6 protein-coding genes are annotated in these 13,592 nt (G+C 43.9%); 2 read left to right on the top strand and 4 right to left on the bottom strand.

The window, feature by feature from the left end; all coding sequences use genetic code 11:
- Positions 1 to 54: 54 nt before the first annotated feature.
- Positions 55 to 573, bottom strand: coding sequence for an Hcp family type VI secretion system effector (locus tag ABMY42_RS02870; RefSeq protein WP_005449492.1), 519 nt, complete (start codon positions 571 to 573; stop codon positions 55 to 57).
- A 454-nt stretch (positions 574 to 1,027) separates the two neighbouring features.
- Here ABMY42_RS02870 and tssH point away from each other — a divergent pair, with 454 nt between their 5' ends.
- Positions 1,028 to 3,706, top strand: a complete 2,679-nt coding sequence (tssH, locus tag ABMY42_RS02865; RefSeq protein ID WP_349265938.1) for a type VI secretion system ATPase TssH — start codon at positions 1,028 to 1,030, stop codon at positions 3,704 to 3,706.
- The gene (locus ABMY42_RS02860; protein WP_050926184.1) at positions 3,693 to 5,330 is read left to right on the top strand and encodes a sigma-54-dependent Fis family transcriptional regulator; all 1,638 of its coding nucleotides are present in this window, start codon (positions 3,693 to 3,695) and stop codon (positions 5,328 to 5,330) included. Before tssH ends, ABMY42_RS02860 begins: the two co-directional genes overlap by 14 nt.
- 79 nt (positions 5,331 to 5,409) lie before the next feature.
- On the opposite strand, the gene ABMY42_RS02855 is transcribed toward ABMY42_RS02860, so the two are convergent.
- Genes ABMY42_RS02855 through ABMY42_RS02845 form a run of 3 tightly spaced genes read right to left on the bottom strand, consistent with a single transcriptional unit; the run spans position 5,410 to position 12,953 of the window.
- Positions 5,410 to 10,158, bottom strand: a complete 4,749-nt coding sequence (locus tag ABMY42_RS02855) for an OmpA family protein (RefSeq protein ID WP_349265937.1) — start codon at positions 10,156 to 10,158, stop codon at positions 5,410 to 5,412.
- Positions 10,158 to 11,237 carry a hypothetical protein gene (locus ABMY42_RS02850; RefSeq protein ID WP_050908604.1) on the bottom strand — a complete coding sequence of 360 codons (1,080 nt, stop codon included), beginning with the start codon at positions 11,235 to 11,237 and terminating at the stop codon, positions 10,158 to 10,160. Before ABMY42_RS02850 ends, ABMY42_RS02855 begins: the two co-directional genes overlap by 1 nt.
- A gap of 3 nt (positions 11,238 to 11,240) precedes the next feature.
- Complete coding sequence (locus ABMY42_RS02845) at positions 11,241 to 12,953, bottom strand: hypothetical protein (protein WP_349265936.1); 1,713 nt, start codon at positions 12,951 to 12,953, stop codon at positions 11,241 to 11,243.
- Positions 12,954 to 13,592: the final 639 nt, after the last annotated feature.

The following is a 13,592-nucleotide window of genomic DNA, read 5'->3' as shown; positions in this document are numbered from 1 at the left end:
ATAATCGGATTAGGGCCAACAATTGTTGGCCCTGAATCTTTACGCAAAGAGCAATTAAGCTTCGCGTGGAGCACGCCAGTCGTCGTTACCCGCTGTACCACAGTTTTCGTGAGTCACTTCAATTGCACGGTAAGTGAACTTAAGTACTTCTTCTGTCACACGGTCTGCGGTTGCTGCGTCTTGACAGTGGTTCATACGAGTTTGGATATCTACAAGTAGCGCATCAATCAGTTTGATTGAGTAGTAGTGCTCTTGCTTACCTTGAACTGAAGTGCGGTAGAAACGAATCACACATTCAGGAAGTTTTTCACCAGATACTAGTGCGTTGAATAGTAGTGGAGAAGAACGGTCTTGAACTTTAGTTACAACAAGTGGGCGGTGTACACGCTGACCAGTTGGCTGACCGCTTTGTGGGTCACGTGGAACAGTTAGCACGTGATCAAGCTCTTGCACTAGGAACTCATCAACGTGAGCTTCTTGCCATGTGTTACCTACAGAGTCCGCAGAGTAAGTATCTTTTGTAATGTGACCTTGAGTTTCACCGTTGATAGACATATATGCTGGAGTTGGCATCGCTATTTCCTTTTCTAAAATCTGTTTTGTTTAATCACCAAATCGCTTATCACCGCGACTACTTGGTATATTCAAACTCCATGCCAACTAAAATAAACAATAAAATACAATAACTTACAAAAAATCAGCCATTGTTTACCTATTTGTTAAGTACAATTTATTGGTTGAAAAACCAAAAAATTGGATTCAAATAATAATAAATTGTTTCGAATATAAAAAGTGGAAATAACCATATAACAACAAGACAATAAAGTTAATAAACCTAGCCTTTTAGTTATATTAACTAATAATTAATTCAAAATAACAAAGTATGATTCGCCACGATAAATATTACCACTAATACTCTCATTAAAATCACCAATAAACGCTAGTTAAAATATCTTGATAAAAAAAGAACATTGTCACTTTTAGTATAATAGCTATTACATCTTTTCCTCTAAAGAATTAAATGGTCATGATAAATATAAACCTTTCCTCATTAATTCAGCGTCTACACCCGATAGCAAAAGTTGCACTAGAAGACGCAGCTGCACTTGCAGTTTCTGAAAAAGCAAACGAAGTTCAAATTGAGCACTATTTATTGAGTCTATTAGAAAGGCCAAATAGTGATTTTGACGTCTTATTAAGTCATTTTGATTGTTCAGAGAACTTATTAAGACAATCGGTTCGATCTACTCTCGATACCAACGCCAAAGGGAATGGCAGCAAACCCGTTTTTTCTGCTTTATTAATTGAATGGTTACAAGAAAGCTGGCTGGTTTCTTCTTTAGATCTGTCTGAAACACAAATCCGCTCCGGTGCTCTGCTCCTTACTCTTGTTAGCAACCCTCTACGTTACGGTCAACACGGTTACGCCTCTATCCTTGAAGCCCTAAATCCTGATAGTCTCAAACGCAACTTTGCAGAGCTAACGAGCCACTCTATCGAAGCGCAAGTCGCCACGTCAGAAAACACTCAAGCTCGTGAAGATGGCTCAGCACTGAGCAAGTTCACGACCGACTTCACTGGTAAAGCACGCAAAGGCGAAATCGATCCAGTATTCTGCCGTGACCAAGAGATCCGCCAAATTGTGGACATTCTTGCCCGTCGTCGCAAAAACAACCCTATTGCGGTTGGTGAGCCTGGCGTTGGTAAAACAGCCGTCGTTGAAGGACTAGCACTTAAGATCGTGCAAGGCGATGTGCCTGACAACCTAAAAGGTGTCGAGCTTTATGGCTTGGATATGGGACTTCTACAAGCCGGGGCAAGCGTAAAAGGTGAATTCGAGAAACGCCTAAACGCTGTATTGGATGAAGTGAAAAACTCGCCAACCCCTATCATTCTTTTCATCGATGAAGCACACACACTTGTTGGTGGCGGTAACCAAGCAGGCGGCAGCGATGCTGCAAACTTGCTAAAGCCTGCACTAGCCCGTGGTGAAGTCAAGACAATCGCAGCAACAACCTGGTCGGAATACAAAAAGTACTTCGAGAAAGATCCTGCCCTTGCGCGTCGTTTCCAACTTGTGAAACTCGACGAGCCTTCTCCGGAACAAGCGGCATTGATCATCCGTGGTTTGCGCCCTGCTTACGAAAAATCACACAATGTATATGTTCGCGATGATGCCATCACCGCAGCTGCAGCGCTCTCTGCTCGTTACATTTCGGGTCGCCAACTGCCAGATAAAGCCATTGATGTTCTAGATACAGCATGCGCGCGTGTGAACATCAGCCTAAATGCCATTCCGGCGTCTGTAGAAACACTTCAACAAGAGCTTGCTGCACAACAGCGCGAGCTCGAAGCCCTTGAGCGAGATGCGCTTCAACAAACGGGCGATAAACACAGTCTTGCTAATATTCCAGACCTAAAACTGGCAATGGAAGCAACAAAAGAAGAATTAGCAGAACAAGAAGCACAATGGCACAAAGAGAAAGAGCAAATCGAAGAAATGATTGCACTACGTTCTCGTTTACATGAGTTAGTGTCTGCTGAAACCGACGAAGAACAGCAGATTACTGATGAAGAATCAGAACATGAGCAAGACATTTCTCCATGCGCAGAAATGGATGAAGAAGCGGTTCGCATTGCAATTTCAGCCTGCCAAGAACAGCTAGACGCAATCCGCAATGACAACCCACTGGTTCACTTTGAAGTGGGTCCAGATGAAGTCAGCCACGTGATCTCGGACTGGACTGGTATCCCAATGGGTAAGATGCTTCAAGACGAAGCAGAAACCACTCTTAAACTAAAAGAAAGCCTAGCACAAAGCATCAAAGGTCAAGAATACGCTATCGATGCACTGTCTGAAGGTATCCAAACTGCAAAAGCCGGCCTAGGAAACCCAGACGCACCGACAGGTGTATTCCTGCTCGTTGGTCCAAGCGGTGTGGGTAAAACCGAAACCGCTCGTGCAATTGCCGACCAAATGTTTGGTGGTGAGCGCTTCATGACGACCATCAACATGTCTGAGTTTCAAGAGAAGCACACGGTATCTCGCCTAATCGGTTCACCTCCGGGTTATGTAGGGTACGGTGAAGGAGGCATGCTCACAGAAGCCGTTCGTCAACGTCCATACTCAGTTGTGCTGCTTGATGAAGTTGAAAAAGCCGATCCAGAAGTGTTGAACCTGTTCTACCAAGTGTTCGATAAAGGTACACTGAACGACGGTGAAGGTCGTACTATCGACTTCAAGAACACGCTAATCATCATGACTAGCAACCTTGCAACGCATGAGATTGAATCTTTGGTTCATCAATCAAAAGACATTGATGCCAACATCATCGCAGAGGCTATCCGCCCTACTTTGAACCAGCATTTCAAACCAGCGCTATTGGCACGTATGTCGGTACTCCCGTTTGTGCCTCTGTCTGACGAGGCAATGACAGAAATCATCCACCACAAACTCAACAAAGTCTCTCAGCGTCTACAGAGTCATCATAAGTTGTCTTTGAGCTACGAAGATAACTTGGTTGAGTTCGTACTTGGTAACTGTCGTCTTGCTGAAACAGGTGCGCGTAACATTGATGCGGTCATCAACCGTCAACTACTGCCTCAGCTATCGACTCAGCTACTAGTGCATGACAAGGATGATTCACATACGCAAATCGAAGTGTCTGTCGATGAGCAAGGAACACTAACCTATGCGTTCAGCTAACCATAGCGAACTTAGCAACGCCCTACTTGCGATCAGTCAATCTTTGGCTGATCGCAGCCAGCTTACCCAAACCTTAGATGCCGTGTTGACTGCTGCGAGACAAATGACCCTCGCAAAGCACGGCATCATTTATGTTTTGGATCAGACTGGCCAGGCGTTGATTCCAAGTACCGCTCACCATAACGATAAAACGATTGTTTCCCACCCTTGGGAGGCATTGCAGATAGATTCCGCTAGTGAGAACGACCCATTTAACTTTGCCATTCGCAATGGTGAGGTGGTGTTGATTAACGAGTTGTATAAGTACAACGGCTACGACTGTGACAGCATTTATCTAACTGAGCAGACGCTTGGATTAAAGAGCGAGAATTTACTGGCTTGGCCTTTGATTGATAGCGAAAGTAAGACCATTGGACTCTTGGTCTTGCTCGACTTAAGTGTTATCGACAACGAAGCCGCACTCACCGAGTTCTGTCGCATGGCCGCAAGCAATATTCGCCAAGCGGTTTGGTTAGAGCAATATGGGCAAGTGATCAAAAGCCTGAGTGCCGATAACCAAGCACTGCTTCGTGAGAACACTCAACTCAAAAAGCGTAGCCAAAAAACCTATCAGGGTCCTATTGCAGAGAGCGAAGAAATGCTCAATGTCTTGAATCGACTTGATAAGGTGTTATCCCTTCCTGTCGATGTTTTATTGCGTGGTGAAACGGGCGCTGGTAAAGAAGTGATCGCGAAATACATTCACGAAAACTCTAACCGAGCAGAGCAACCTTTGATCGTTCAGAACTGTGCCGCAATCCCAGAGCAATTATTAGAATCGGAACTCTTCGGTCATAAGAAAGGCTCATTCACTGGTGCAGATAAAGACAAAGTCGGTCTGTTTGAAGCAGCCAATGGTGGTACGCTTTTCTTAGATGAGATCGGCGATATGCCAATGCTACTGCAAGCAAAGCTTTTGCGTGTGCTACAAGAGCGTAAGGTTCGCCCTATCGGTGCTAGCAAAGAGATTGAGGTAGACGTTCGCGTAATCGCGGCCACCCACTGTAATCTCATGCAGCAAATCAAAGATGGTCGATTCCGTGCCGATTTGTTCTACCGTTTGAATGTATTCCCGATTACCTTACCGCCGCTGAGAGCACGTCAGTCGGACATTATTCCACTTGCGGAACATTTTGTTCAGCACACGACTAACACGTTAGGTTTACCACAGGCACCAGGCTTAAGTGCCAACGTCCGTAAACAGCTTCTTGCTTATCCATATCCAGGTAACGTGCGCGAGCTTAAAAACATCATTGAACGCTCGGTGCTGCTGTCAGATTTTGAAACCATCACTCACATTGAGTTTGGTGAACAAATACTAGAAGATGTGCCAAGCTTCGAAGTTAATGCTGTCTCCCCTGTTACCGAGCAACCTGAACAGCCAGTCCAAGAACCAAGGCGTTCTGATTCTGACGATGGCTTGATGGGTCTTAAGGAAGTGGTCAGTCAGTACGAGCGCACAGTGATCATCGACTGCTTAAATGCCTGCAACTGGCACACCAAGAAAGCCGCCGAACAGCTGGCTCTACCAATGAGTACCCTCAACCACAAAATGAAGAAATACGATATTTCTGCAGCGGGTTGATTGGAGAAGCGAGAACTCCTACTTCAGTTTTCATTGATAAGAAAAGAAAAACCGCCCGAAGGCGGTTTTTTTATATTTGTTATTTTGCCTGTAAAAGAGCGATTTCCGGAGCATTAAGTGAAGACGCTTGTTTCGTTATCCAGTTCTCAACATATCTTTTCTGCTCGTTCTGTACCTCTAGGTTTTTCCAGTGTAAGTGATTCGCCTCACTTGTCGCCTTTTCCTTTTCAACCGTTTCTATCCATGGCTTACCCGTCATGAAGTCTTTCACCGCAGGAACTCGAAGCTCAAACTTCGGTAGTTCATAACCTTCACTCGTATCCATTTGTTCAAATGAAGCCAGCTCGAGTCTGATAGGTTTTAGATCATTACCATCTAGAACATCACCAAAAGGTCTTAAACCATTAACTAATTTGCCTGTAGGCGACACATAAGAGTACTCAAAGCGAATGATATAAAGGTGCTTTTTCTCGCTTGAAGTTAATAAACTTGAGAAATTAGCGTCATTTTGATCAATAAATTGAACGGCGCTTTGCTCCAGACCTGTACGCTTAGTAGCGTCGCTATCGTCAAGCTCTAGATCAAAAACGGTTCTTGTTTCTATTCCGTTATACCCAGAATTTGACTTCTCGGTAACAAGACGAGAACGAATGTTGACCACTCCAGCATAATGCATCACGTCATGTTTAACTGGACCATCTTTGATCTGCAGTTTCACCCCACACTCAATGGCGTTGAGTAACATTGTATCGTAGTCGTCACTCGCACGATCATCCCCTAACACCGCAAAACAAAGTGAGAACCTTTGCTCTTTCGACCAATCAAAGTTGTTACTTATCAGTTTATTCGCATTGCCTTCACTCCAAGCAAGATCACCGTCAATTTCAATACCAGGCAAAATAATAAGGTTGCCATCGATCACCTTCGGTGTACTGTCTCGAGATGACGCAGACTCACTCATGACAAACTCTTCGATCAAAAAGTCAGTGTCTGTGAGTTTCGTCTTTTCCAATGTTCGACCGTTAAAGTTTTTCGCTTCTTGTGCAGGGCTTTGACCATCGACCCCAAAGTTTACTTCAGTAATATCTAGAGTGTAATTTTTATATGTACCCAAGCCCTCTAACTTACCCACTAGCAAATCATGCCCTCCTAGTGAGAAGACATATCTCATCTGCTCAAAAGCACCGGTGTCTCGAACATATTCAAACACGCTTTGACCTGTAAAGAAGGCTTTCACCTCATCTATCACTTTAACATTTGGGCATAACGGCTTGATGCCATGGATTAAAAACTCACCAAATCCATATATTGGCTCAAATTCAAGACCATGCAATTCCTTATCCTTAGCACCTTTACTATCAAAGTGTTTTTTAATCGCTCCATCAGGATCTTCGAATTGAGAGGCATCCATTTTGGTGAACAATACATCAAAGGTTGGCCCGTGAGAATCCAAGCCAACAACGGCTGCGCGATAAGCGACCTCCTGTAAAAACAGTGTTTTAGATGAGACATTGTCTTTTAAAACCACCTGTAGTTTCACGCGAGTTTGTGGGCGTAGTTTTCGTCCATTCTGCGCAAATGCCCACTCTACATATGGCGTCCATTTCTCACCGTCCCGAACCAGCAAGCGGCTGAACTCTATATCATCATGCCCAAGTTCTACTTTAGCTAAGTTGAAGTCGTGACAAAATGCCTTTAGGCCTTCTCGGATAGAAGCTCTTTCTTGCAAGGAGTCATCTGATTTTCGGTCCAAGAATAGGCGTGTCTGTACAGGGAACCCCGTATTAAATGCGCCACCTATTTTTTCACCATAGCCCCATTGTAGCGAGCTATTGGCATCTGAGTTAGAGAACAAACCAGATTTTTTAAAGCGGTTTACCCAGTTCAGGGCCAGTGTATTACCATCATTGACTGGTATTTCCCAGTTATCACTCATGACATACAGCTGAATAAACTCGTCAACTCGATAATCCTCAATGAAATCATCAAAGTCACCCGTCAGGCTCCACTTAGCGCGGAGAAGCGTTAATAACTCAATCAAAGAATTCAAAGCATAGGATCGCAACAAAAAGCGCTTCAACAACTCATCATGATTCACCTGTTTTTTGAGAAAGTCAGCTAAGCCAACAGCATCAATGACCTGAGGTTGAAGATCTTGACTGATCCCCTTATACAGAGAGATAAGCTCTTTATTGATGCTACTGAGTGTCTTTAGCATGCTTTTGTTGTTGTACTGAGCTTTGATCTCCTTAAACGTGGCATCACCAAAAAGGTCGCCATAGAAATCAGTTGCTGCGCCCAAAAGATCTGCACCCACTTTACCGGCAAAATAATATGCAGCCACTGGTGCGGCAGGCGTCCAGATTGCTACGCTTGCCATTGCATCAACGGCGGCAAGAATCATCTTATCTTCAGCTTCCTTTGCCGCAAGCTGATACCCTTCCCAAATTTGATGCGCGCGATTTAATGCCATCGTCCCAGACCGACTCGGTGGTAGAGAAACTGCGAAGTCAGGGATGATCAACCTTACCTCTACACGTCGGTTCACAGCGATATCCGCATTATCTGATCGGTCATTAACATCGGCATAACCGTCGATATCATCAATCAGTTGTGACTTACCCTTAAATTCAATCAACAACCTTGATTCTAGGTTCGCTCGTTCTTCTCCGCTTGCTTTGGCAAGGATGGCATCTTTAACTACATCCGCACGCATTTTAGATATCTTTAAGTTATTTTCATGCGTTCCTATTGGTCCCGCATGGCCAATAATGGCGACTTGGTAATCCGGGTTTTGTGATAAAAGATGGCATAATTTTTTACATACTTTTATATAGTCGATATGCAGCACTTGAACTTCGTTCTCAAACTCAGCGGAGTTAAACTTGAAGTTCATTCGAACAACAACCCCTTGACCATCAGCAAAGATCTGAGCATTCCCCTCTTTACCAAGTGCCTCCTGCACCTTTTCTGCCTTATCTTGCCACTGTTCTTTGTTATCAAAGCGGCGAACAAACGTCAAAGAAGAAAGATAATTCTCAGCATACTTACCCAAAGTGTCTTGCGCTTCTTTCGCATTTTTAATTTGTTCTGTGAACGCCGAATATTGGTCGAGCGTTTCCTTACCACTTGCGATCACACCGATTGCTGGCAGTGCGCGATTTGTTCCGCTCAAAAAATCACTGCTTAATCGTCCAACGCCACGCATGATTTTTGACTCTGGGTCTGCCGTTTTAAAAGCACGTTTGATATAAGGAATATCGATGACATGCTTTCTAAACACTAACGCTTGTGCTTGTTTCAGCGTTAGCTCTTTACGCGCAAAAATCTTTGCAAGGCTGACGCTCTTTTTAACACCACTGGTTGCGGCAAGTGCCGAATGTAACGCGATACCACTCATCAGAAATGGAGGTAAGGACCCCGATTCACTGTTTTCCCATAGCGCCTGCCCGATGGTTTTCGCCATTTCTGCAGGTGGGCCATAAAGCTTTGCGCCCTCAATAGAGAGAAAGTCACTGCTCAGCGATTCGTAGGTTTTGTTGATCGCAGCATGCAAAGATAACGGTGCGACGCCCGGTTTTTGCTTAGTTTGATAGGTTAGTCCCTTTGTCGCGTAGTCTGCATAAGATGGCAGCTGATTAGGGAATTGTTGGATAAGCGCTTCCTCTAAGGTGATCATATCACCACATACGCACGCCATTTTGCCAATACCTGCTGTCTCAATAAATATTAGCTTTTCATGCAGCTCATAGGTATATACATTCTGCTCCCTACCTGTTTGAGGGTGTTTCATGAACTGCTTTGTGGCATTAGCCTTCAGCACACTTTCAGGTAACTTTTTACGTGTGTTATCGAATGCTAACCATTCATTTTCCCAAAACTGGACACGAAGCAAGTAAAAACCATCTTCAACTTGGCTAGGGTCAAGATGGAACAGTACGCTTGGTAAGACATCGTTCTCTTCAAGATCATCACACCAAATAGGAGTCTGTTTTTGTATGGTTAGATGACCTAGTTTTCTCTCTGATGCATTCTCTAAATCGCCAGCTTTAATATCTTTAACTGGGCGAATCAACGAAACCTCAGCGCCACCATAAAGCTTGTCTGTGAACAGTACCGCACAACTGTGCATTCTTGGCACGACGAAACCTTTCAGGGGTAGATTTCTTTTTTTCTGGCGTTCCAACCAATTATTGTAGCGTTCTTCCTCTGGCGTAAGCTCCCCCCCAACATAAGCAGGTGCAAGTTGACTCAGGGCAATTTCAGTAAGTTGGAACTGCACACCAGTTTGGTTTGTTTCGTTAGACCCATCATCAATGTACTGAGCAAAATGCTTAATGTTTTCAGCAAAGCTTGCCAGATCTTTTGCGCCCCCCGTACTTTCTGGATCATTCTGCGGCGCAATCATCTGCGCCAGCAAACGCAATGGCGGAAAGCTTAATTCATAGTTTGTCCCTTTGCGGATCCCTTCCGGTCGGTTGCCCAGCTTGAGTACTTCAAAATTGTCGGCATCGCTCGGTACTGAACTTTCAGAATCGACTTTTTCTCCCGATAAAGGTTGCTTACCCGTTGCTCGTGGTGGCTCGCCTAAACCTAACTCGACTAATTTCCCCTCTTTGGTGGTGCCCCACAGTGCGGGCTCGCCTCCCGACATGGCATTGACCATTACTGGGGTTAAAGGAATGGGACGAATCTTACCCGTTAACTCATTTACTTGGGTGAGATCGGGCTGGGTATGCCAGTCTGGGAATTTATCCACACCATCTATCTTTATTGCAGTAAAGAAGGCACCAAACAGATAGACTTCATTATCGAATATACGAGCCATTACTCACCCTCCTTAAACCAGTTACCTTGGTTTGCGGAAAGGTTATACACAATGGCCGGATCTCTTGTGCGGCTATAACCCAACGGAGACCAGCTCCACGCTTGTTTAGTCAGGTTATTCTGCACCGACATCAGCATCGCGTTGTAATTCGTTAAAGAGAAGCGATTATTCAGGCCAATGGCGTATTGCATTGCCCCATCACGTTCAATCTGTTTACCATTTGCTAGATCAACAACAAACACATTGTGATAGTTGCGATTAGCTGCCCAAACAATGTCCCCCTCAGGGCTTATCGCTTTGTAATGCGCTTTAGATTTGTTCGTCGCTAACTCCTTATCCCAATAAACTATTTTTTCTTTTTTGTTTGTCTTTGCATCGTAAACAAGTGCGGCATAATCATTTACCTGATATCTTTTCCCGTCCTTTATAAAGCCAGTATCGCTGATGTAAAGATCAGTCTTTTCCGCCTCACCTTTAGCAAGGTCCCACTTATAAACCACACGACCAACCATACCCGTACGGTAATAAACGTAGCTACTGTCTTCAGCCCACAGGAAACCGGCAGGCCCTTTTCTCTTATGCGGTAGTTCGATCATTTGTTGAGTTTTTATGTCGAAAAGTTTGTTAAAACTTCCATAACCTACTGCAACATAACGATTGTTTGGCGAGCGACTAGTTTTACCAACACTTGAATCATCCTTACCCAACCAAGGCAAATCGGTAACCAAGCGGAGATCCGTGCCATCGGTCTTCATACTCCAAATCTTTTTACGCCCTTCGTATTCATTATACATAGGGTCTGGCTCATAGCCTGAGTCGTTTGATAAGTTGGCCCAGGTAAACTGAACGCGTGGCAAATCGTAAGAGCTCGCGTCATTTAAGTCTTCCCTTGGCCATTCTTTAGCACGATGGATGAAGTAACGAGGAAAGTCACGTTGTTGATAAGTCGCAAAGTCAGATTTAAAGAGCTCACTTGGCTCTAGGGTGTAATAGTTGTGTTCACCAATGTAAGTGCGGCCGTCATCCTTACAACCCGCTATCGATAAAGCAGCAAGCAACAGTAATAGTATTTTCTTCATGGGTTAACCTAGCAATTCTGAAATGGGTACATTTTCTTCTACAACGACAAGACGTTGGCTACCGGTGGAGAGGCTCGAGTGGACACCTCGAATAATATCGACGTTCTTGACCTCCTCCGGCGGGAATGCAAAACGCAGCGTCATATAACCATCGTCGTCTTTCATTGCTGAACGAAAGTACGATTTGTGAATCCAATCGTGTTCTATGTTACGAAGCCCAAAAAAATCGTCCGGCTGATCTGTCAAAGGCTCGTGAAGGTAACGTATAGAAGGCAAAGCGCCTCTTGGAGCCAACTTAAGACCCGCAATATTGCTTTCTTTATGTTCGTTGATGATTCCACTGCCAACCCCTGTTGATGCGGTACCGGAAACTGGAATAATATTCTCACCCGCATTATCAAAGCTTTGAGATGAGGAGTATATTTGTAACTCTGAAAGAGGCTTAGCAATTGAAGCAGGATCACTCTCTAGCTCAGACAGTTCCGTGTTTGTCAAAGCCAACTCGGAATAATGGATATAGCATTCTTGTGCCTCTCCCGCGACTTTATATGGCACCCAAATATGCGGTAGAGGAACACCTTGTGCAATACGCAAACCATCTTTACCAGCTTTATAGGGGCTTAATACCGTTTTAACAGTGATAGGATCAATATCTAATTCTGGAAAAACAACATCTACTTCATCATCTACAAGTCGGAATATCCTAGCACCTTGATCAAGGCTTAGGTGTCCCGAATATACTTTCTGTCCGGATTGATAAATCTCAAATGCTTCTTCGCCAATATAATAGTCTGGTACAAGGTTTGCTCCATCAATATTGACATGCCGCGTTTTCATCGAAGATTCAGGATCATTATTTCTGTAGTACTCTAAATCAACATCAGCAAAGTAGCCTTTTGGTGTAACTTCAACCTCTCGCCAAACTTTGTTATTCCAGATTACATAGAAATAACCTTCTGCAACTAACTCATGTCCATTTGTGCCTTCTAGCATAGGTAACACAGGCACCAACACGTTATCCCACTCATCCATCTGAGTTTCTTTATCAACGGGCTGAAGGTCTTCGGCGAGTTTAAGCAAGATTGGCTGAGGCTGGTCGGAGCAAGGGATTTTGATATAAAGCGTTTTGCCTTCAGCATCGAGATCTTTAAACGTCGCGAGGCTGCGGTGTTTATTCTCGGTATCGGCCTTGCCTACAGTCACTTTTTCTTTTTGAGCTTCGGTTTTACCCAACATCAAACATGCTGCATTGCTAGACCACTGCCCTGCAAATTCGACAACGATTTTTTGTTCTGGGCTTGGCTCAGAAGGTACATGCGTGTAACTGCGGACTAGAGCTACATCATCAGTAACCTGCTTATAACCCGCTTTGAAAACTTTGCTTTCATTCGAAGCAGAAACAGAGTCAACGAGTGTTTTAAGCCTAGGGAAACTTTGCAACTGAGAATCCGTTAATGGCGACCTACGAGCGAAGGAAGATAATGGAACCCAGCTACCTTTGCCCAATTCGATTCTGATCGCAGCTAACAATCCGCTGGTCGTTTTCTTGGCAGAGAGAGAAATCTTTTGCGCAAACTCTTTAGGGAGGTTTCTAAGAATGTCATCTGAATTTCGCAAACGCGAAAGCTGCCCTATACACTCGTCTGGCGTAAGAACATAAGATAGCTCGTTGGAGGATAGCTTCGAGCTAGGTATAAATTTGCAAACTAAATGCATTTGGATTCTCCACAACCAACATCGTAAATATGGTTGCGGTGACATTTAAGCTGATAAGGCTTACAAGTACGATTTGGTGGCTCAATGCTACTAATTAAATTTATAACATTCAATCAGATAGAGAAAACGACGAAAAGGTTAAAACCATTAAAAACAACAGAAAAACAGGCTTATTGGTAATTATCACTAGCAATAAAGACACAATAACCACCCAAACCTTTCAAAAGTTATATTTTCAGAAATCGGTTTTTTTTCGTTTTTGGGCAGAAGTTAACAATTTCAATAGACCAAAATATAGCGGCAAGCCAAGGCTCTAAAGGGAGCAGCTTCCCCAGTAACAATACGTTGGTTAATTACTACTGAGAAAGCGTGAATAAAAAGGTGAGTGCTTATCACACCCACAAAAACGCATAACCGTTTTGACGTGATGCTAGGTTGGTGTCACTTCAATACGATTACACAAGTGATAGGTTGTACCCTATCGTTTGCAGAACTCTATACTTGGGGTATAGCAATCAGCCGTAACTATATAATATTGCGACATATTCTCAACGTGGCATATTCACCATTACATATCTAAATTGACCACCACAATCACACCAACACCATCTAAAAACAAAATACTTATAGGTATTCTAG

The sequence above is a fragment of the Vibrio sp. SSH13-20 genome, assembly GCF_040104475.1.
Taxonomy (GTDB): domain Bacteria; phylum Pseudomonadota; class Gammaproteobacteria; order Enterobacterales; family Vibrionaceae; genus Vibrio; species Vibrio harveyi.
This window is presented reverse-complemented; position numbering and strand designations above follow the sequence as displayed.

What these genes read in the sequence shown, in the direction of transcription:
- ABMY42_RS02870 (WP_005449492.1), bottom strand. Translation starts at nt 573, where the DNA reads ATGCCAACTCCAGCATATATGTCTATCAACGGTGAAACTCAAGGTCAC.
- tssH (WP_349265938.1), top strand. Translation starts at nt 1,028, where the DNA reads ATGATAAATATAAACCTTTCCTCATTAATTCAGCGTCTACACCCGATA.
- ABMY42_RS02860 (WP_050926184.1), top strand. Translation starts at nt 3,693, where the DNA reads ATGCGTTCAGCTAACCATAGCGAACTTAGCAACGCCCTACTTGCGATC.
- ABMY42_RS02855 (WP_349265937.1), bottom strand. Translation starts at nt 10,158, where the DNA reads ATGGCTCGTATATTCGATAATGAAGTCTATCTGTTTGGTGCCTTCTTT.
- ABMY42_RS02850 (WP_050908604.1), bottom strand. Translation starts at nt 11,237, where the DNA reads ATGAAGAAAATACTATTACTGTTGCTTGCTGCTTTATCGATAGCGGGT.
- ABMY42_RS02845 (WP_349265936.1), bottom strand. Translation starts at nt 12,953, where the DNA reads ATGCATTTAGTTTGCAAATTTATACCTAGCTCGAAGCTATCCTCCAAC.